Here is a 19,365-nt window from a genome sequence, read left to right on the forward strand (position 1 = left end):
GTGACTCAGGTCACTCATATGAACGCAAAGGAAGTTGTGGTCATTAAGAACACGAGTTGGGGACGTAGCCTCGGTGGCCAGTTCCTGGCGTTTCAACTTGTCGTCGTGGCGGTCGTCCTCGTCGCGGTGGCCGCGGTCTCGGTCGCGCAGTCGACCAGCGAGTTCCGCGAGGTACGAGGTCAGCGAATGATCGCGGTGGCCGAGAACATGGCATCGACGCCGATCGTCCGCGAACGTTATGACGATCCGTTCGCCGGACGCACCCTGGCGCCCGAGGTGGACCGGGCGGTGGCCCTGTCGGGTGCGGATCTCGCCGAGATCCTCGGGCCCGACGGCATCGTGCGGGTGTCCTCGGACCCGTCGCGGATCGGTGCCCCCACCGACCTGGGGCCCAGCCGCGCCGACGAGGGCCGCGCCTGGTTCGGTGACGAGGATGTCGCGGGCGCACACAGTCTGGTCGGGCAGGTGCCGATCCTGTCCACCGATGGCGACGTGCTCGCCGTGGCCTCGGTCAGCGAGGGATATCCGTCGACGTGGGAACTGCTCAGCGGTGCGGGCGAACGGTTGCTCATCTACCTGGGCCTGGGCGCCGCCCTCGGCATGGCCGCATCCTGGCTGCTGTCCCGGCGGATCAAGCGGCATACCCGCGGCCTGGAGATTGCCGAGATCGCCGGGCTGGCCGATCATCGGGAGGCCTTGCTGCACAGCATCCGTGAGGGTGTGGTGGCGGTCAACACCGACGGCATCATCACCGTCGTGAACGACAGCGCACAGCGACTGCTCGACATCGGCCCCGAGGCGGTCGGCAGGCGCGCCGATGAGGTGGGACTGGAGCCTGCGGTGGTGGAGTTCCTGCTGTCCGGATCGAATGAACACGCCGACGAACATGACGTGGTGATCGCGACCGGCAGCCACGTGCTGGCCCTCAGTCGCAGCACGGCACTGAGCCAAGGGCGCAGCCTCGGTACGGTCACCACCATGCGCGACAGCACCGAACTGGCTGCCCTGCAGGCACAGTTGTCCTCACATCGCAGCGTCACCGATACCCTGCGGGCCCAGACCCACGAGTTCGCCAATCAGCTCCACACCATCTCGGGCCTGGTCCAGCTGGGTGAGTTCGACGCGGTGCACGATCTGGTCGGCACGCTGACCCGCCGTCGGGCCGAGATCAACGATGCCGTCACACAACGGGTTTCCGATCCTGCGGTGGCCGCCCTGCTGATCGCGAAGACGTCCTTGGCCGCCGAGAGCGGGGTACGGTTGCAACTCGATCCCGGTAGCCGCCTGGGCGCGCTGTCACCGGCGTTGGCCACCGATGTCATCACCGTGCTCGGCAACCTCATCGACAACGCCGTCGAGGCGTCGGTGGGGTCGGATCCCGCCAGGGTCACGGTGCGGATCGAGGATCGGGACGGGCTGGTCATCAGCGTCAGCGACACCGGTCCCGGTGTGCCGCAGGCGCTTCGGCAGGAGATCTTTGCCCGCGGGGTCACGTCCAAGACCGCGGGTGGGCCCGCCGAGCAGCGCGGTATCGGGCTGGCGCTGGTGCGGTTGGTGACCGCCCAGCACGGTGGGCACGCCGAGATCGGCGATGCCGAGGGCGGTGGCGCGTCGTTCGTGGTGCGCCTGCCCCGGGCGAGCGAAGCGACGGGGGTGCCCGATGCGTGACGTGCTGATCGTCGACGACGATTTCATGGTTGCCGACATCCACCGCCGGTTCGTCGAACGCATCGACGGGTACCACCCCGTCGCGGTGGCCAGCAGCGGTGCCGAGGCGCTGACGAAGGCCGCCGAACTGCGCCCGGCGCTGATCCTGCTGGACGTCTACCTGCCGGATATGACCGGCCTGGAGGTGTTGCACCGGCTGCGGGCCGGCGGTGATCACGTCGGGGTCATCATGATCACCGCCGCCAGGGAACTGGACACCGTGCGTGGCGCGCTCGACGGTGGCGCGGCCGACTACCTGATCAAACCGTTCGAGTTCGATCAGCTGCGCGCCAAGCTGGTGGCCTTCGCCACCCGTGCCGACGCGCTGGCCGCCGACGGTGGTGTCGACCAGAACATGGTCGACGCACTGTTCGGTGGCACTGCTGCGGCGGAGGCGCCCGACGTGCTGCCGAAAGGCCTGGGCGCCGAGACCGGACGGCTGGTGCTCGACGCCGTGCGTGGGGCCGGCGAGGTGTCCGCGGCCGAGTGTGCCGACCTGGTCGGGATCTCCAGGGTGAGCGCACGGCGTTACCTGGAGCACTATCTGAGCACCGGTGTGGTGGAACTACGCCTGCAGTACGGGTCGGGGCGGCCCGAGCGGCGGTACCGAGCGACACGATGACGAGTAGATTCTCGGTGTGGCACCCACCGTCCTCTTCCTCCACAACGATCCCATCGCCACCGAGGCGATGCTCGGGAACGCCTTCGCCGACGCCGGTTTCGATGTGTCGACCTTCACGGTCGTGCCCGCCGACCAGGCCGACTCCCCCGCGATCGATGTCACCTTCCCCGACCCGACCCTCTATGACGTCATAGTCCCCCTCGGTGCGCGTTGGCCGGTATATGACGACGCGCTCAAGGCCACCTGGGTCGGCGCCCAGACCGAGCTGGTCCGTACCGCGGCCGCGGCGGGAATCCCGACGCTGGGTGTCTGCTTCGGCGGGCAGTTGCTCGCCCAGGCCTTCGGCGGCACGGTCGAGCGCTCGGCGTTACCCGAGATCGGTTGGTACGAAGTCGATTCGGATCAACCCGAGCTGATCCCGCCCGGCCCCTGGTTCGAATGGCATTTCGACCGTTTCACGCTGCCGCCCGGCGCGGTCGAGATCGCTAGAACGGCAACGACATTGCAGGCGTTCGCGTTGGGACGCACCGTCGGGCTGCAGTTCCACCCCGAACTGGACCCGCAGCTGCTGGAGGTCTGGCTCGACGATGACCGCGATGCCGGTGAGGCCGGAGCGCTCGGTGTGAGTCATGACGAATTACGCGCGCGCACCAGGGATATGCACGACGACGCGGCTCGCCGCCTCCACGCGCTGGTGAACGGGTTCCTGGCCTACACAGCGCGTCAGCCGTGCCCCAGTTCATGAGCCAGCGCGGCATCCACGGTAGGCCGGCGGAACCGATGCCCACGTGCCTCCAGCTTGGCGGGCACCACCCGCTGATCGGCCTCGGCGAGTTCGCGGGCGCCTTGCGCGCCGAGCAGTAGCTTCGGTCCGAACGAGGGCACCGGCAGCAGGGTCGGCCGATGCAGTACCCGGCCGAGTGCGGCGGTGTATTCGTTGTTGCGCACCGGGTCCGGTGCCACCGCGTTCACCGGGCCGCTGAGTTCGGTGTCATACAGCGCGCGGTGGTATATGTCGAGCAGGTCGTCGAGCCCGATCCAGGCCAACCATTGTTTCCCGCTGCCCAGCCGGCCGCCGAGACCGGCCGCGAACAGTGGCCGCATCAACCGCAGCGTGCCTCCGTTGGCGGATTGCACCACCCCGGTGCGGACGTTGACGACCCTGATGCCTGCGTCTGCGGCCGGCGCGGTCGCCGCTTCCCAGTCGGCCACCACATCGGCCAGGAAACCGTCACCGCGGGAGGCGTCCTCGGTCAGCAGCGAGTCCCCGCGCTCGTAACCGTAGAAACCGACGGCCGATGCGCTCACCAGGATTCGCGGTCCGTTCTCGGTCGCGGCGGCCAGCTCGGCCAGCGCACGGGTCGGTCCGATGCGGCTGTCCCGGATGGCCCGGCGGTGCGCATCGGTGAAACGGCCGGCAATCGACGCCCCGGCCAGATGGATGACCGCGTCGATACCGGACAGCAGGTCGGCCGAAGGTCGGTCCGGATTCCACTGTCGCTCATCGGCATTGGTGGCGGCTCCACGGACCAGCCGGATAACCCGATGCCCACCGCTGCTGAGAAAGGCACTCAACGCGGTGCCGACCAGCCCGGAGGAACCGGTGACGGCAACGGTCAGCGGTGTCAGCCCGGCGGCGGCGGCATCCCGGTGGGCGGCCAGATCCTCGGCGAGCTGAGTGTGCCGATAGACGAACATGGGGCGCAGCGCGGCAGCGGGAACCACCGTCTCGACGTGATCGGAGACCCTGGTACCGGAACCCTCCGCGGCGAAATCGTGGGTGTGCCGCCACGTTCCGACGGCGCGCACCGGCCAGGTGATCGGACCGTCGCTGGACAACACGTCGACGAAGCGGTGTGGCGGGTCGTACTCGTCGGCTTGGTGCTGGGCGACCCAGCGCAGACCACCGGGCAGACCGAGCACGGCTTTGCCGTCGGCAAGCGACTCGGTCTCGGCGACGACGGTCATCGGTTGCCACGGCGGAACCAGACGCCGCATCGCACCGGGGCGGGTGTGCCAGGCGAAGACATCGTCGATCCGATGTGGAACAACACTGTCGAACTCGATGCTCACAGGATGCACCCGTCCGTTGAATTCACGGGCGGGCGGGTACCCGGTGTGGGTTGCGAGCAAACGCCCCGGCCCGGTCGATCAGCTCTTGGGCGGGACGTCCGGGTCCGGTGAGATGTCGACCGCGCCACCGGCGCCGCCGTCGGTGTCGGTGTCGGTGTCGGTCTTCGAATCGGTCTCGGCCGTGGAGTCGGTGTCGGTGACACCGGCGATCTCGGGATCGGACTCGCCTGCGGGATCGGACTCTGGTTCGGACACGGTGGCCTCGTCTTCCGGGTAGTCCTCGACATGATCGGGCACCGGCTCGCCGGCCACGATGGTGTCCTGCTCATCGGTGCCGTCGGTGTGTTCGGCGCCGTCATCGGCACCGCCGCGCCGCGCGCGCAGCGCGTCGGCGATCAGCAGCAACACACCGATGACGCTGGCGCCGATACACACCCAGGCGATCAGCTCGTTGCTCGTGGCGACCGCGGCCACCAGAGCCGCGAGGCCGATGAGAGCCAGAACCAGCGCAATGATCAGCATCGACGAAGCCTAGTGGGTGCCGACCCGGTCAGTTCGCGCCGCGGTTGAACTGGTTGAAACCGCCACCCTCGTTGCCGGCCGCGGAATCGACAGGGGCGGCCGAACCGCGCTGGCCGAGCTCTTCGAGCTGCGATTCCAGGTAGGTCTTGAGCCGGGTCCGGTACTCGCGTTCGAAGGTGCGCAGTTGCTCGAGGCGGCCTTCCAGCACGGTGCGCTGCTGGTTGATGGTGCCCATGATCTCGGAGTGTTTGCGCTCGGCATCGGCCTGCAGGGCGTCGGCCTTCTCCTGGGCCTGACGCAGCTGCGTCTCGGACCGGTTCTGCGCATCGGACAGCAACGCGTCGGCCTTGGCGCGCGCGTCGGCGACCGTGGTCTCCGCGGTCTGGCGTGCCTCGCTGACCAGTGCGTCGGCCTGGGCCCGCGCATCGGCGAGCAACTTGTCCGACTCGGCCTTCGCGGTGCTGGTGAGGCGATCGGCGGTGTCCTGGGCCAGGCTGAGCACCTTGGCCGCGCGGACGTGGTGGTCCTCCGACACCGGGGCGGCCTGCGCCACGGGCTGCGGCGCGGCGGGCGCCTCGTAGACCGGCTCGGGCTCGGGCTCGGGCTGCGGCGCCTGGTAGGGCGGCAGCGTCTGAGTGGCGGCCACGCCCCCGCCGGCGCGCGCGCCGGCCAGCTCGGAGTCGAGCTCGGAGACACGCTGACGCAGATCGGCGTTCTCCTCGATGAGCCTGGTCAGCTCGTTCTCGACCAGGTCGAGGAAGGCGTCTACCTCGTCCTCGTTGTAACCACGTTTGCCGATGGGCGGCTTACTGAACGCGACGTTGTGAACGTCGGCTGGAGTGAGCGGCATTCTCTGCCCCCTTGAAGTCTGGACCGTCAACCGGTTTCAAAGTGTAAAGCGTCGGTAGAAGTAACTGGCGTCCATCCTGTCACAGCTGACCCGGCGGTTGCACAGGAGCCTCATAATTAAGAGCGAATTTCAATCTCCCACGCCGCAGCCGATGGCCGCCGTACAGGTCAGGCGGTGCCGGCTGCTGCCCCGAAGGCCAGCTGCATCCCGATGAACGCGACCAGCAGCAACACCATGATCGAGAGATCGAATCGCACGGCGCCGATCGTCAGCTGCGGGATGAGCCGGCGCAGTAGTTTCACCGGCGGATCGGTCACGGTCAGGATGAGTTCCAGGATCACCACCGTCGCGCCGCGCGGATGCCAATCACGGCTGAAGGACCGGATGAACTCCACCACGACCCGCGCGATCAGCAACAGCCAGAAGACGAACAGGGCAAAACCAAGGATTTGAAAGACCATCGACAAGGGAGCCGAACCTCACTACGGCGGATGAGCAGGGCAGGTAGAGCGACATTCGGGCAAAGAAGCGGACTCCATGCCCTCGACGTCAGCCTACCTGCCGCTCCGGCTGGGGTTCTGGCCCCCAGCGGACGGGCTCGTACCCGCCCTACTGGTAGGCGTAGAAGCCCGCCTCGGCGATCCGCCGACGCTCTTCGGCGCTGACGTCGATATCGGCCGGCGAGAGCAGGAAGACCTTCGTGGCAACCTTGTCGAAGGAGCCGCGCAGCGCGAAGGCGAGCCCGGCGGCGAAGTCGACCAGGCGCTTGGCATCGGCGTTGTCCATCGACACCAGGTCCATGATGACCGGGGTGCCGTCGCGGAAGCGCTCACCGATGGTGCGGGCCTCGCTGTAGTCCTTCGGACGCAGCGTGGTGATCTTGGCCAGCGGACTGCCCTCCTCGAAGAGCGCGGCCATCCGGCGCGGCTCCATGGCGAGGGCGCTCGCGCCCCGGGTCGGTGCGGCGAACCGCGGTGCGGGACGGTCGAATTCGGGGCGCGGGGCGCGCAGACGGCCCTCGAAGCGCGGCGCGTCACCGTAGCCGCCGCGATAGGCGCCCGGGATGTCGTCGTATTCGCGCGCCGGGACGCGGTCCTCGAAGCCGCGGGCGTCACGCGGGTCGCGGCCCTCCCGGCCGTAGCCGTCCTCGTCGAAACGATCCTCGGCGCCGCGGCGCGGGTACCCGCCGCGGGCGGGGCGCTCGTCGTCGTAGTACTCGTCGTCATAATCGTCCATCGGCGCCATACCGAAGTAGGCCTTGACCTTGTGCAGAGTGCTCATCGCCTGCCCCTTTAACGACTTGTGTCTGTGTTGTCTGTGATGAAGATGTGACTGGAGTGACTACTCAGGGTGACGTTAGAGGACGTTGCCCCATCAACGCGGTTCCGACACGCACACACGTGGATCCGTGTCGCACAGCAATCTCCATATCGCCGGACATCCCGGCCGAAAGACCCAACGTGTGCCGATAGGACCGCTGCACACGGTCGTGTTCGGCGGCCAATCTCACGAAGGCGTCCTCGGCATCCCAGTTCAGCGGCGGAATCCCCATCAACCCGGCGAACTCGAGGGCATCGATGGCATGTATTGCGGCACAGAGCTCGTCGACCAGATCGGAGTTGCCGATGTCCACGCCACCGCGATCGGGATCACCGTCCAGACTCACCTGCAGATAGACCCGCAGCGGTGCGGCGCGGTGACCGTCGGCCAACGCCTGTTCGGCACCCCCACCCAGCGCCGCGATCACCCGCGCACTGTCCACCGAGTGCACGGTGTGCGCCCACCGGGCGATGGAGCGGGCCTTGTTGCGCTGGATATGACCGATCATGTGCCAACGGATCTGGTCACCGGGGAACTGTGCCGCCACATCGGCGACCTTGCGCGCGGCCTCCTGCTCGCGGGACTCGCCGAAATCGGCACACCCCAAACGATGCAGTATGGCCACATCGGAAGCCGGGAAGAACTTGGTGACCGGAAGCAGTTCGATGTCGTGTACTCCCCGGCCGGCCGCCTCGGCCGCCCGGGCCAACCGCGCCCGCACCGCCGCCAGCGAGCCGGCCAACTCCGAATCGCGGTGCTCGCTCATTCCATCCACACCAGTGAGGCCAGTCGACCGGTCGGGGCGCCACGGCGATGGCTGAACAACGCCCGGTCCTCCACCGTGCAGCGGGGATCCACGTCGATTGATGTCACGCCGAGGCGCTGGAGCTGACCCACCAGGCCGGCCCGGATGTCGAGCCCCGGCGTGCCGCGTGCGGTCCGGCACCGGCTGCCCGGCAGCGTCTTTTCCACCTCGGCCGCCATCTGCTCGGGTACCTCGTATCGGCGGCCGCTGACCGCCGGTCCCAACAGCACGGACATATCGGCGACCTGTGCGCCCACCTCGACCATCTTCTCCACGGTGCGCTCGACGATGCCGAGCTGGGCACCGACCCGGCCGGCATGGGCCGCGCCGATCACCCCGGCGCGCGCGTCGGCCAGCAGCACCGGCACGCAGTCGGCACTGATCACCGCCAGTGCCAGGCCCCGGGTTGTCGTCACCACCGCGTCGGTGTCGGGCAGCGCCGCACCCCGCGGACCGTCCACCACGGCGACGTGATCGGAGTGGACCTGGTTCATCCACACCAGCGCATCCGCGGCGAGACCGAGAGCGTCGGCAAGCCTGCGTCGGTTGGCCGCCACCGCGGCCGGGTCATCGCCGACATGGTCGCCGAGATTGAACGTGTCGAACGGCGGCTTCGACACCCCACCCGCGCGGGTGGTGGTAACGCGCCGGACCCGGGCGGGCACGTCGGCGTCAGTGGCGCATGAACGGCGGCACGTCGACGTCGTCATCGGAGATGCCACCGTCATCGGGGCCACCGATCTTCACCGTCGCGCCGTTGGTGTGCGCCGGCACCGACATCGCGTCGGCCGGCTCGAAGATGCTGGAGCGGACCTTGCCGGCCGTGCCGGATGCCACGCCCGACGTGCCCTCGCCGACAACGGGTTTCCGGCTCGGACCGGTGCTGTCGAAACCGGCCGCGATGACCGTCACGCGCACCTCGTCACCGAGCGAATCGTCGATGACGGTGCCGAAGATGATGTTGGCCTCGGCATGCGCGGCCTCCTGCACCAGCGAGGCGGCCTCGTTGATCTCGAACAGGCCCAGATCACTACCGCCCGCCACCGACAGCAGCACACCCTGGGCGCCCTCCATGGAGGCTTCCAACAGCGGCGAGTTGATGGCGATTTCGGCGGCCTTGAGCGCGCGGCCGTCACCGCGCGCCGAGCCGATGCCCATCAAAGCGGTGCCCGCACCGCTCATCACGCCCTTCACGTCGGCGAAGTCGACGTTGATCAGGCCGGGGGTGGTGATCAGATCGGTGATGCCCTGAACACCGTTGAGCAGCACCTCGTCGGCGCTGCGGAAGGCATCCATCAACGAGACGGCGGCATCACCCATCTGTAGCAGCCGGTCGTTCGGGATGACGATGAGCGTGTCGCAGCTCTCGCGCAGCGCGTTGATGCCGTTCTCGGCCTGGTTGGACCGGCGCTTGCCCTCGAAGGAGAACGGGCGGGTCACCACGCCGACGGTCAACGCACCGAGCTTGCGCGCGATGGTCGCCACGACGGGAGCGCCACCGGTACCGGTACCGCCGCCCTCGCCCGCGGTCACGAACACCATGTCGGCGCCGCGCAGCAGTTCCTCGATATCGTCCTTGGCGTCCTCGGCGGCCTTGCGGCCCACCTCGGGGTCGGCGCCGGCGCCGAGACCACGGGTGGAGTCGCGACCGACATCGAGTTTGACGTCGGCATCGCTCATCAACAATGCCTGCGCATCGGTGTTGATGGCGATGAACTCAACGCCCTTGAGTCCGTGCTCGATCATCCGGTTGACGGCGTTGACGCCGCCGCCGCCGATGCCGACCACCTTGATAACGGCGAGGTAGTTATGCGGGGGGGTCATCGGTCGCCTTTCCTGCCCATTGGAGCCTGCCCGTTGGAGTATGTCTTCGGTGTTGCCGCTCTGCCCGAAACCCTAAACCTCAACCATAGGTTTATAGTTATGTCAAGTAGTTCCGTGCAAACAGAACGGTAGGGTCACGCGGCACCGTAGGGCCGCAGGCGCGCCGAAGCGACATGATCGAATTTGGCGCAGAACTACTTGACGGTCGGCAGGTCGGGGCTCGACACGTCATAGGTCTGGCCCGGCTGGGTCAGCAGCGCCGCCAGCTTGAGCGCCTTCTCCTGGGTGCGATCGGTGGTGCCCCACACCACCTTTCGGCCGTCGAACAAAACCAGGGTGATGGCCGCCACCGACGGCGCCTCCACCCGGCTGACCTGCCCGGACACCTCCGGAGGCAGTGAGGTCAGCACCTCGAGGCCGGCCAGGGTGGCCGGATCGCGCGGACCAGGGGTCTCGGTGTCGATATAGGGCAGCCCCAGTGGCGGCGGCGCGGTCACGAAATCCACACCGTCGCGGTCGAACAGGTGTGGGCCGTCCGGATAGTCCTTGACGACCAGCGGCACGCGCTCCTCCACGGTGATCCGCAGCGTGGACGGGTACTCGCGCTGGACCCGGGCGCTGGCCACCCGCCGGATGGAGGCAACCCGTTCGGCCACCGCGTCGGTGTCGATCTGCAGCAGGGGCGTGCCCTCCGCAACCGCGGCCACCTGCCGAACCTCGTCCTCGCTGAGCGCAGTCAACCCGGTCACCACCGTCTCGCGCGCGGACATGATCGGCGTGAAGTACAGCAGTAAGCCCACGCCGACCACCAGCACCGCCAGCACGGCCGTCCACATCAACACCTTCAGACCGCGGATCACCCCGCGCGGCGCCTGCTTCGGTTGCTCCTCGGTCCGGCCCTGGGCACGACGTTTGGCCTCCCGGCGGGCCTGCTCGATGGCCATCGCCCTGGCCTGCGCCGCGCGCCGTTCCTCGCGTTCCCGCCGGGCACGTCGACGCGGTCCCTCCAGATCCGGCTCGGCCGGATCGGCAGCGGGTTCGCCGGCGGTGGGGGCCTCCGCCGCGCTCGGCTCGGTGGCCGGGTCGGCCACGAGATCGGGATCGGGATCCGCTCCGGACGAACCCGGCTCGGGTGGGACCGTCATCGATCCGCCGCCCGATCGGCGCGCCCACCCACCGCATCGAGGATCTCGCGGCCCAGCAGGGTGACATCACCGGCGCCCATGGTCACCACCACGTCTCCGGGCCGGGCGATCTCGGCGACCCGACGGGCCACCGCGGAGAAATCGGGCACGTAGTGCACCGGAACCGTGACGTGCTCGACGATGCTGCGCCCGCTGATCCCGGGTATCGGCTGCTCGCGGGCGGCATAGACGTCGAGCACGAACGCCTCGTCGGCCAGACTCAGGGCAGCACCGAACTCCTTGGCGAATGTCTGTGTGCGCGAATACAGATGGGGTTGGAAGACGACGATCGCGCGGCCCTGCGATTCGGCGGCCAACATGCGCACCGCCGTCAGCGCGGCGGTCACCTTCGTCGGGTGGTGGGCATAATCGTCGAAAACCCGGACGCCCGCCATCACTCCGACCAGCTCGAAGCGGCGGCGCACCCCCTCGAAGTCGGCCAATGCCTCCAACACCGCATCCGGCGGCGCCCCCGCCTCGACGGCGGCCAGCAGAGCCGCCAGAGCATTGAGCGCCATATGCCTGCCGGGCACGGCCAGCCGCATCGTGCGCGGGGCCGTTTCCCCCCTCAGCTGCACCGTGGCCACCGCCCGGGTGCCGTGTTGCTCCCAGTCGAGCAGTGCACCCGCCAGGTCCGCGCCGGTGCTGCCGTACCGCAGCACCCGGATTCCCAGTGCTTCGGTGCGTTCGGCCAGCGCCGCCGCACCGGGATCGTCGACACAGACCACCAGCGCCCCGCCCGGCTGGAGCCGCTCGACGAACGCGTCGAACACGTCGACATAGGCCTGCTCGGTGCCGAAGAAATCCAGGTGGTCGGCCTCGATATTGGTGACCACCGCGATATCGGGCCGGTACTGCACCAATGAGCCGTCGCTCTCGTCGGCCTCGGCCACGAAATACGGGCCACTGCCGTGGTGGGCATTGGTGCCCGCAGCGCCGAGATCGCCGCCGACGGCGAATGACGGATCGAAACCGCTGTGCTGCAACGCGACGATGAGCATCGAGGTCGTGGTGGTCTTACCCGCCGTCCCGGTGACCATCAACGTCCGGTCACCGGCCATCAACTTGGCAAGCACCACCGGCCGCAGGATGACGGGGATGCCCCGTTGCCGCGCCGCCACGAGTTCCGGGTTGGTCTTCGGAATGGCCGCATGGGTGGTGACGACCGCGGTGGGCCCGCCGGGCAACATGTCCAGCGCCGCAGCGTCGTGACCGATCTGGATCTGCGCTCCCCTGGCCCGCAATGCCGCGACCCCGCGAGATTCCTTGGCATCGGAACCGCTGACCTGTCCCCCTCGGTCCAGCAGGATGCGCGCGATTCCCGACATGCCGGCACCGCCGATGCCCACCATGTGCACGCGGGCCAGCTCCTGTGGCAGGCCCTTCACCGCAACGACTTTCGGTCTGCGCGGTGGGCTCGGGCCACCTCGATCGCGACCTCGGCCACCCGGCGTGCGGCATCGCGATGGCCGGCCAGCGCGGCGGCGGCGGTCATCTGCTGCAGGCGCGGCGCGTCGTCGAGCACACCGATGACGGTCTCGGCGACCAGTTGCGGGGACAGGTCGGCATCGTCGATGAGCAACCCACCGCCGGCCTGCACCACCGGCAGGGCGTTGAGCCGCTGCTCACCGTTGCCGATCGGCAACGGTACGTACACCGCGGGCAACCCGACGGCGCTGACCTCGGCGACCGTCATCGCCCCGGACCGGCAGATCGCCAGATCAGCTGCGGCATAGGCCAGGTCCATGCGATCGAGGTAGGGCACCGCCACATAGGGCGGCCCGGACGGCGCGGGCAGGTCGAGGGTGTTCTTCGGACCATGCGCGTGCAGCACCGAAATGCCCTTGGCCGCAAGCTCGCTAGCGGCACCGGAGACGGCGCGGTTGATGGACTGTGCACCTTGGGAGCCGCCGAACACCAACAGCACCCTGGCATCGTCGGCGAAACCGAAGGCGGCTCGTGCCTGGGCCCGCAATGCCGCGCGATCCAGCGCGGTGATGCTGGCCCGTACCGGGACACCCACCACCTCGACCGGGCCGAGACCCGGGTCGGGCACGGCCGAGAGCACTCGTTTGGCCGACCGAGCCCCCAGCTTGTTGGCCCAGCCGGCGCTGGCGTTGGCCTCGTGGATCACCACCGGGACCGACGGCCTGCGCAGACCGCGCCGCGCCGCCAGATACGCGGGCACCGAGACATACCCGCCGAAACCGATCACCACGTCCACCCCGACGGCGTCGAACACGCTGCGGGTCTGCCGGACCGCGGTGCGCACCCGCAACGGGAGCCGCAGCAGGTCGGCGGAGGGTTTACGCGGCAGCGGCACCGGGGTGATGAGCTCGAGGTCATACCCCCGCTCGGGGACCAACCGGGTCTCCAGGCCACGCTGGGTGCCCAGCGCGGTGATCCGGATCTCCGGGTCCAGCTCGGTCAACGCATCGGCCACGGCCATCGCAGGTTCCACATGACCTGCCGTTCCCCCGCCGGCCAGGACGACCGATAACGTGCTCACCCGTAACGCTGACCTTCCAATGAGCGGGCTCGGCCCTGTTGACCTCGCCCCTGCCGCGGCTCCGCGCGGCCCCGTTGGGAGGCGCGCCGGCCGTCTCCATGATGCCCTGTGCTCCGTGCCGCTCGATCGGCCGGATGGCCCTCGCGGCGGCTCGCACGCCGGGCGTCGGCCGCGGATGTCTGGCGCGGCTTCCTGGCCACCGCCTTGCTCTTGCTCTTGGCGGGCGGCTTCTGCTTGGCCGGGGCCTTGCCCGGTTTGCCCCTGGTGCGCAGCCGGTCGCGGGCGACCTCGAGGCGGCTGGGCACATACGGTTCGGGCAGCGGGAGCCGCAGCAATCGGGTGACCCGGTCGTCGCGGCCGGCACGCAAGGCCGCGACGGCCTCGGGTTCGTGTCGGGCGGCGTTGGTGATGACGCCGAGGATCAGCATCGTCGTGGCCGTCGATGTGCCACCCGCGGAGATCAGCGGCAGCTGCAGACCGGTGACCGGGAGCAACCCGACGACGTATCCGACGTTGATGAACGCCTGCCCGATCACCCACAGCGTGACGGTGGCCGTCAGCAGGCGCAGGAACGGGTCGGCCGAGCGGCGCGCGATGCGCATTCCGGTGTAGGCGAACAGACCGAACAGGCACAGCAGACCGGCGGCGCCGATATAGCCGAGTTCCTCGCCGATGATGGCGAAGATGAAGTCGTTGTGCGCGTTGGGCAGATAGTTGTACTTGGCCGTGCCCTGGCCGAGTCCGTTGCCGAACACGCCACCATTGGCCAGCGCGAAGCGGGCCTGTCTGGCCTGGTATCCCGCACCACCGGGGTCGGCCCCCGGGTTGAGCCAGGACTGCACGCGATCGGAACGGTAACCCGCCGACACCGCGAGCACGCCGGCCGCGACCACCATCGCCCCGAGCGAGCTGGCGAACACCCGCAGCGGCAGACCTGCGTACCAGAGCAGGCCGAGCAGGATGATGCTCAATGTCACGGTCTGGCCGAGGTCGGGCTGCAGGACGATGAGTGTCAGCGCCAGACCGGCGGCTGGCACCAGCGGGATGAGCATCTCGCGCAGCGTCGCCTGTTCCAGGCGCCGCGCCGCGAGCAAATGTGCTCCCCAGATGGCGAACGCGATCTTCGCCAGTTCGGAGGGCTGCATGCTGAAGCCGCCGATGACGAACCAGCCGCGAGAACCGTTGGCCACCTTGCCGATACCGGGGATGAGCACCAGGACCAGCAGCACGATGGTGAAGATGAAGGCAGGGAAAGCCAACCGGCGCATGAGTGCGACGGGCATACGCAGCGCCAGATAGAAGGCGATCAGCCCGACGCCGGTCCACAGCGACTGTTTGGCGAAGACCGTCCACGGCGACCCACCGGAGTCATAGGAGTACACCCCGGATGCCGAGAGCACCATGATCAGGCCGAGCGTCACCAGGATGGCCGCCACCGCGATGATCAGGTGGAACGAGGTCATCGGCCGGCCGAGCCACTGTCCGAACCGGGTCCGTGGCATCGGAGTCGCTGCCTTGGCCGCCGGGCTGGTGGCCAGGCTCTTCCCGACGGTCTGCCCGGGCGTGCCGTCGGCGGACCGATCACCCGTCAACCTCGCCCGCACCCCGGCGAGCGGATTCCTCACCTGGCACCCGCAAGAGTCACAGGCGTAACGCCAGCCCCATTAGTCTCTTGCACCCCAGAATCCTCCCCCGCCGCGCACCGGACGTCGCGGATATCCGGCGGGTGTGTCGCGGCAGCCGCCGATTCCAGCTAATCGACCCGGCGCGTCGAGAGTGACGAAAAGGTCGTCATCCGGGGCCGTCGAGGAGCCGTAGCGTCACTCTCGGCCTACGCGCCGACCGAGCCCGCGCGCGGCGCCTACGCGCCGACGATCGACAGCCATTCGCCGTAGAACAGCGCCACCCCCAGGCCACAGGCGATCGCCGTCAGCAGCCAGAACCGGATGATCACCGTCGTCTCGGCCCATCCGACCAGCTCGAAGTGATGATGGAACGGCGCCATCCGGAACACCCGGCGACCCGTGGTGCGGAAGGCCAGGATCTGCACCACCACCGAGGTCACCTCGGCCACGAAGAGCGCGCCGAGCACAACGGCCAGGATCTCGGTGCGGCTGGTCACCGACAGCCCGGCGATGATGCCGCCGAGCGCCAGCGAACCCGTATCGCCCATGAAGATCTTCGCCGGGGCGGCGTTCCACCACAGGAAACCGATACAGGCCCCCGCCGTCGCCGCGGCCACCAGCGCGAGGTCCAGCGGGTCACGGACGTTGTAGCAGCCCAGGCTCGGGCTGGCCGCACAGTCGTTGCGGTACTGCCAGAACGTGATCAACACGTAGGCGGCGCTGACCATGGCCATCGCGCCCGCGGCGAGCCCGTCAAGTCCGTCGGTCAGGTTGACCGCATTCGACCAGGCACTGACCAGCACCACCACGAACACGACGAACACCAGCGGTGCCAGCGTGACGGTGGCGATCTCGCGCACATAGGACAGCTGCGCACTGCCCGGGGTGAGACCCTCGGCATTGCTGAACTGCAGCACCAGCACCCCGAAGAGCACCGCGGCCGTCAACTGTCCGATGGTCTTGGCCCGCTTGTTCAGGCCGAGATTGCGGGACCGCCTGATCTTGATCAGATCGTCGATGAACCCGACGATCGCCAATGCGGTCGCCAGTCCCAACACCAGCAGACCCGATGCCGAGGGGCCCTCACCGCCGAACGGCAAGCCGAACAGATGCGTGCCCAGGTAGCCGGCCCAGATGCCGGCCATGATGGCCACCCCGCCCATCGACGGTGTGCCGCGCTTCTTCTGATGGCTGGCCGGGCCGTCCTCGCGGATCTCCTGCCCGAACCCCTGCTTGGTGAACAGCCGGATGAGCACGGGCGTCAGCACGATCGACACCGCAAGCGCGATCGCGACCGCTACCAGGATCTGCTTCATCCCTGCTCGTTCCCCTGCTCGGCGAGACGATCGGCAAGCGTACCCAGCCCGGCGGCGTTGGACGCCTTCACCAGTACCACGTCACCGGGACTCAGTTCGGCCGCCAGCAACGCGAGCGCGGCGTCGGCGTCGGGCACCAGGACGGATTCACTGCCCCACGACCCTTCCATCACCGCCCCCTGATGCATGGCGCTCATCGATCTCCCGGTTCCGACGACTATCAATCGAGAGACATCTAAGCGCACGGCCAACCGGCCGATGCGATCGTGTTCGGCTATCGCGTCCTCGCCGAGCTCGGCCATCTCGCCGAGCACCGCCCAGCTGCGTCGCCTGCCCCCCTGCCCGCCGGAGCGCGCCATCCAGGCCAGCGCCTTCAACCCCGCCGCCATCGAATCCGGGTTGGCGTTGTAGGCATCGTTGACGATGGTGACGCCGTCGGCGCGGGTACTGACGTCCATCCGGCGCGCCGAGACCGGGCCTGCGCCGGCCAGTGCCGTCGCCACCTGCTCCAGGCTCGCACCGCACTCCACCGCGACCGCCGCCGCGGCCAGCGCATTGGACACCTGATGCTCCCCGTGTACGGCCAGCGCGATATCCACCGCACCGTCCGCGGTGTGCAGGGTGAATCGCGGACGGGCCAGCTCGTCGAGGTGCTCGTCGGCCGACCAGATATCGGCCCCCGGTGCGCGCGACACCCGCACCACCCGTGCCGCGGTCTTGGCGGCCATGGCCGCCACCGCCGAGTCGTCGGCGTTGAGGATCACCACACCGGATGCGGGGACCGACTGCGGCAGTTCGGATTTGGTGGCCGCAATCGCCTCGCGTGAACCGAATTCGCCCAGATGCGCCGTACCGACGTTGAGCACGACACCCACCGACGGCGTCGCGATCGCCGCCAGTGCGGCGATGTTGCCCGGATGCCGCGCCGACATCTCCAAGATCAGGAAGTCGGTGTCGGTGGTGGCGCGCAGCACCGTCCACGGGTGTCCCAGTTCGTTGTTGAACGACCCGGGCGGAGCCACCACCTGGCCCAGCGGTGCGAGCACCGCGGCCAGCAGATCCTTGGTCGACGTCTTACCCGAGGATCCGGTGACGCCGATGATCCGCAGGCCGCCCGCGCTCAGTTCGGTGGCGACGGCCGCGGCCAGCTTGGCCAGCGCGGCCAGCACCGCGGCACCAGAGCCTGCGGCATCGTCATGCTCCACCGCACCGGAACCGGCATCGCCTGCCACCGCGGGGGGCACCACGATGGCGGGCACCCCGACCGGGCGGGCAGCCAGCACCGCCGCCGCTCCGGCCTCGACGGCCCGGGCGGCGAAGTCGTGACCATCCGAACGCGCTCCCGGCAGCGCCAGGAACAGTCCGCCGGAAGTGACCGCGCGCGAGTCGAATTCGACAGTTCCGGTGATACGGGTGGTCGCGGCCTCGGCGGCGCTGATATCGGCCAGTTCGCCACCTACGATGTCGGCCACCTGGGCCACGGTCATCTCGATCATCGGTTCTGCCTCAATGCATTCAGCGCGGCGGTCAGTTCGACCCGGTCGTCGAAGGGGCGGGTGGACCCGTCGGCGGTCTGCCCGGACTCGTGGCCCTTGCCCGCGATGAGCACCACGTCGCCCGGACGCGCCCAGCCGACCGCGTGATCGATGGCCGCGCGTCGATCACCGATCTCGACCACCTCGGCGGCCGACCCCACGGCACCGGCCCGGATCGTCGACCGGATCAGCTGCGGGTCCTCGTTGCGGGGATTGTCGTCGGTGATGACGACCAGGTCCGCCAGTTCGGCGGCGATCCGTCCCATGGGCTCGCGCTTGCCGGCATCGCGGTTACCACCGGCGCCGAACACCACCGCGAGCCGACCGTCGGAGTTCTGCTCGCGCAGGGTGGTCAGCACCGCCTGCAGCGCGCCCGGTTTGTGTGCATAGTCCACCAGGGCCAGGAAGTCCTGCCCGGCGTCGATCGTCTCCAGCCGGCCCGGCACCGCGGCCGAACCCAGCCCCGGCGCGGCCTGTTCTGGCGAGACGTCGACGGTATCCAGCAGCGCAATGGCCAGCAGCGCGTTGGCGATGTTGTACCGGCCCGGCAGGCCTATCCGCAGGCGGTGATGCACCCCGGCCGGATCGACGGCGACGAACTCCTGGCTGCCGCGGGCGAGGGTGGACACCGATTCGATGCGCCAGTCGGCGTCGACACCGGTGGTCGCGACGCGCACCGCCCCGACGGCACGCGATGCGATCTCGCGACCGGCCTCGTCATCGACACACACCACGGCCCGCTCGGCGCAGTTGGGCGAATCCGGTTCGAACAGACGGGCCTTGGCGTTCAGGTAGTCGGCCATGGTGGGATGGAAATCGAGGTGATCGCGGGACAGGTTGGTGAAACCGCCGGCCGCGAAAGCTGTGCCGTCCACCCGGCCCAGCGTCAGCGCGTGGCTGGACACCTCCATCACGACGGTGTCGACACCGCGCTCCACCATGACCGCCAGCAGGGCCTGCAGGTCCGGCGCCTCGGGGGTGGTCAGCGAGCTGGGTTCGTCGCGGCCGTCGATGCGGATGCCGACGGTGCCGATCAGTCCGGCGACACGACCGGCCGCCCGCAGGCCCGCCTCGATCAGGTAGGTGGTCGTCGTCTTGCCCGACGTGCCCGTGACACCGATGACACGCAACGCCGTGGACGGGTTTCCGTATACCTCGGCGGCCACCCCGCCCAGCACGGTGCGCGGGTCGGGATGGACCAGCACCGGCACCGGGATCGGTCCGAACTCGGCAATACCGGCCGGGTCGGTGAGCACCGCGACAGCGCCGGCAGCGACGGCATCGGCGGCGAATCGGGCACCGTGCGCGCGTTGTCCCGGCAGGGCCGCGAACAGGTCACCCCGGCGCACGTCCTGACTGCGCAGCGTCACCCCGGTGACCCGGACGTCCGGATCGGACACCGCGGCCGCACCGATGCGCTGCGCCAACAGACCCAGGTGGGTACCGGCGGGATCGGAGGGACGCAGTGTCATG

Annotated in this window: 18 protein-coding genes; 3 read left to right on the forward strand and 15 right to left on the reverse strand. The window is 69.0% G+C overall.

Annotation, left to right across the window (positions count from 1 at the left end; all coding sequences use genetic code 11):
* Positions 1–18 precede the first annotated feature (18 nt).
* From IC40_RS0119610 to IC40_RS0119620, 3 genes are read left to right on the forward strand one after another with little or no spacing between them, the layout of a single operon-like run.
* Entirely contained in the window at positions 19–1,668 is a 1,650-nt protein-coding gene (locus IC40_RS0119610; protein ID WP_030136388.1) for a sensor histidine kinase, read from the forward strand.
* Positions 1,661–2,329 carry a response regulator gene (locus IC40_RS0119615; protein ID WP_030136389.1) on the forward strand — a complete coding sequence of 223 codons (669 nt, stop codon included), beginning with the start codon at positions 1,661–1,663 and terminating at the stop codon, positions 2,327–2,329. Before IC40_RS0119610 ends, IC40_RS0119615 begins: the two co-directional genes overlap by 8 nt.
* Before the next feature lie 16 nt (positions 2,330–2,345).
* A complete protein-coding gene (locus tag IC40_RS0119620) occupies positions 2,346–3,074 on the forward strand; it encodes a type 1 glutamine amidotransferase (RefSeq protein WP_030136390.1) in 729 nt (242 codons plus the stop codon).
* On the opposite strand, the gene IC40_RS0119625 is transcribed toward IC40_RS0119620, so the two are convergent.
* The 15 genes from IC40_RS0119625 to IC40_RS0119695 form a co-directional block, all read right to left on the reverse strand.
* Positions 3,053–4,402 carry a TIGR01777 family oxidoreductase gene (locus IC40_RS0119625; protein WP_030136391.1) on the reverse strand — a complete coding sequence of 450 codons (1,350 nt, stop codon included), beginning with the start codon at positions 4,400–4,402 and terminating at the stop codon, positions 3,053–3,055. The two genes, IC40_RS0119620 and IC40_RS0119625, sit on opposite strands and share 22 nt — an antisense overlap.
* Before the next feature lie 78 nt (positions 4,403–4,480).
* Entirely contained in the window at positions 4,481–4,924 is a 444-nt protein-coding gene (locus tag IC40_RS26625; RefSeq protein ID WP_042509766.1) for a hypothetical protein, read from the reverse strand.
* Positions 4,925–4,952: 28 nt separating this feature from the next.
* Positions 4,953–5,774 (reverse strand): DivIVA-like cell division protein Wag31, encoded by an 822-nt coding sequence (gene wag31, locus IC40_RS0119635; protein ID WP_030136393.1) that lies wholly within the window; start codon positions 5,772–5,774, stop codon positions 4,953–4,955.
* A gap of 167 nt (positions 5,775–5,941) precedes the next feature.
* Positions 5,942–6,241: a YggT family protein gene (locus IC40_RS0119640; protein ID WP_023985967.1), complete on the reverse strand. Its 300-nt coding sequence runs from the start codon at positions 6,239–6,241 to the stop codon at positions 5,942–5,944.
* 142 nt (positions 6,242–6,383) lie between these two features.
* Positions 6,384–7,055: a cell division protein SepF gene (locus tag IC40_RS0119645; protein WP_030136394.1), complete on the reverse strand. Its 672-nt coding sequence runs from the start codon at positions 7,053–7,055 to the stop codon at positions 6,384–6,386.
* Positions 7,056–7,119: 64 nt separating this feature from the next.
* Positions 7,120–7,860 carry a YggS family pyridoxal phosphate-dependent enzyme gene (locus IC40_RS0119650; protein ID WP_030136395.1) on the reverse strand — a complete coding sequence of 247 codons (741 nt, stop codon included), beginning with the start codon at positions 7,858–7,860 and terminating at the stop codon, positions 7,120–7,122.
* Entirely contained in the window at positions 7,857–8,609 is a 753-nt protein-coding gene (gene pgeF, locus IC40_RS0119655) for a peptidoglycan editing factor PgeF (protein ID WP_051644393.1), read from the reverse strand. The genes IC40_RS0119650 and pgeF overlap by 4 nt, the downstream gene beginning before the upstream one ends.
* Positions 8,572–9,723 (reverse strand): cell division protein FtsZ, encoded by a 1,152-nt coding sequence (ftsZ, locus tag IC40_RS0119660; protein WP_023985968.1) that lies wholly within the window; start codon positions 9,721–9,723, stop codon positions 8,572–8,574. Before ftsZ ends, pgeF begins: the two co-directional genes overlap by 38 nt.
* Before the next feature lie 194 nt (positions 9,724–9,917).
* Positions 9,918–10,868 carry a cell division protein FtsQ/DivIB gene (locus tag IC40_RS0119665; RefSeq protein WP_030136397.1) on the reverse strand — a complete coding sequence of 317 codons (951 nt, stop codon included), beginning with the start codon at positions 10,866–10,868 and terminating at the stop codon, positions 9,918–9,920.
* Positions 10,865–12,259 (reverse strand): UDP-N-acetylmuramate--L-alanine ligase, encoded by a 1,395-nt coding sequence (gene murC, locus IC40_RS0119670; RefSeq protein WP_042509845.1) that lies wholly within the window; start codon positions 12,257–12,259, stop codon positions 10,865–10,867. The genes IC40_RS0119665 and murC overlap by 4 nt, the downstream gene beginning before the upstream one ends.
* Positions 12,260–12,291: 32 nt before the next feature.
* The gene (gene murG / locus IC40_RS0119675) at positions 12,292–13,356 is read right to left on the reverse strand and encodes an undecaprenyldiphospho-muramoylpentapeptide beta-N-acetylglucosaminyltransferase (protein ID WP_234411631.1); all 1,065 of its coding nucleotides are present in this window, start codon (positions 13,354–13,356) and stop codon (positions 12,292–12,294) included.
* A gap of 56 nt (positions 13,357–13,412) precedes the next feature.
* On the reverse strand, positions 13,413–15,041 hold the full coding sequence (gene ftsW, locus IC40_RS0119680; protein WP_030136400.1) for a putative lipid II flippase FtsW: 1,629 nt from the start codon (positions 15,039–15,041) through the stop codon (positions 13,413–13,415).
* A gap of 236 nt (positions 15,042–15,277) precedes the next feature.
* A complete protein-coding gene (mraY, locus tag IC40_RS0119685; RefSeq protein ID WP_030136401.1) occupies positions 15,278–16,357 on the reverse strand; it encodes a phospho-N-acetylmuramoyl-pentapeptide-transferase in 1,080 nt (359 codons plus the stop codon).
* Positions 16,354–17,853 (reverse strand): UDP-N-acetylmuramoyl-tripeptide--D-alanyl-D-alanine ligase, encoded by a 1,500-nt coding sequence (locus tag IC40_RS0119690; protein WP_030136402.1) that lies wholly within the window; start codon positions 17,851–17,853, stop codon positions 16,354–16,356. The genes mraY and IC40_RS0119690 overlap by 4 nt, the downstream gene beginning before the upstream one ends.
* Positions 17,850–19,364 (reverse strand): UDP-N-acetylmuramoyl-L-alanyl-D-glutamate--2,6-diaminopimelate ligase, encoded by a 1,515-nt coding sequence (locus IC40_RS0119695; RefSeq protein WP_030136403.1) that lies wholly within the window; start codon positions 19,362–19,364, stop codon positions 17,850–17,852. Before IC40_RS0119695 ends, IC40_RS0119690 begins: the two co-directional genes overlap by 4 nt.
* Between the last annotated feature and the right edge of the window lies 1 nt (position 19,365).

Origin of the sequence: Mycolicibacterium neoaurum ATCC 25795 (assembly GCF_000691525.1) — a bacterium.
GTDB classification, from domain to species: Bacteria; Actinomycetota; Actinomycetes; order Mycobacteriales; family Mycobacteriaceae; genus Mycobacterium; species Mycobacterium neoaurum.

What these genes read in the sequence shown, in the direction of transcription:
- IC40_RS0119610 (WP_030136388.1), top strand. Translation starts at nt 19, where the DNA reads ATGAACGCAAAGGAAGTTGTGGTCATTAAGAACACGAGTTGGGGACGT.
- IC40_RS0119615 (WP_030136389.1), top strand. Translation starts at nt 1,661, where the DNA reads ATGCGTGACGTGCTGATCGTCGACGACGATTTCATGGTTGCCGACATC.
- IC40_RS26625 (WP_042509766.1), bottom strand. Translation starts at nt 4,924, where the DNA reads ATGCTGATCATTGCGCTGGTTCTGGCTCTCATCGGCCTCGCGGCTCTG.
- wag31 (WP_030136393.1), bottom strand. Translation starts at nt 5,774, where the DNA reads ATGCCGCTCACTCCAGCCGACGTTCACAACGTCGCGTTCAGTAAGCCG.
- IC40_RS0119645 (WP_030136394.1), bottom strand. Translation starts at nt 7,055, where the DNA reads ATGAGCACTCTGCACAAGGTCAAGGCCTACTTCGGTATGGCGCCGATG.
- IC40_RS0119650 (WP_030136395.1), bottom strand. Translation starts at nt 7,860, where the DNA reads ATGAGCGAGCACCGCGATTCGGAGTTGGCCGGCTCGCTGGCGGCGGTG.
- pgeF (WP_051644393.1), bottom strand. Translation starts at nt 8,609, where the DNA reads ATGACGACGTCGACGTGCCGCCGTTCATGCGCCACTGACGCCGACGTG.
- ftsZ (WP_023985968.1), bottom strand. Translation starts at nt 9,723, where the DNA reads ATGACCCCCCCGCATAACTACCTCGCCGTTATCAAGGTGGTCGGCATC.
- IC40_RS0119665 (WP_030136397.1), bottom strand. Translation starts at nt 10,868, where the DNA reads ATGACGGTCCCACCCGAGCCGGGTTCGTCCGGAGCGGATCCCGATCCC.
- murC (WP_042509845.1), bottom strand. Translation starts at nt 12,259, where the DNA reads ATGGTGGGCATCGGCGGTGCCGGCATGTCGGGAATCGCGCGCATCCTG.
- murG (WP_234411631.1), bottom strand. Translation starts at nt 13,356, where the DNA reads ATGGCCGTGGCCGATGCGTTGACCGAGCTGGACCCGGAGATCCGGATC.
- mraY (WP_030136401.1), bottom strand. Translation starts at nt 16,357, where the DNA reads ATGAAGCAGATCCTGGTAGCGGTCGCGATCGCGCTTGCGGTGTCGATC.
- IC40_RS0119690 (WP_030136402.1), bottom strand. Translation starts at nt 17,853, where the DNA reads ATGATCGAGATGACCGTGGCCCAGGTGGCCGACATCGTAGGTGGCGAA.
- IC40_RS0119695 (WP_030136403.1), bottom strand. Translation starts at nt 19,364, where the DNA reads ATGACACTGCGTCCCTCCGATCCCGCCGGTACCCACCTGGGTCTGTTG.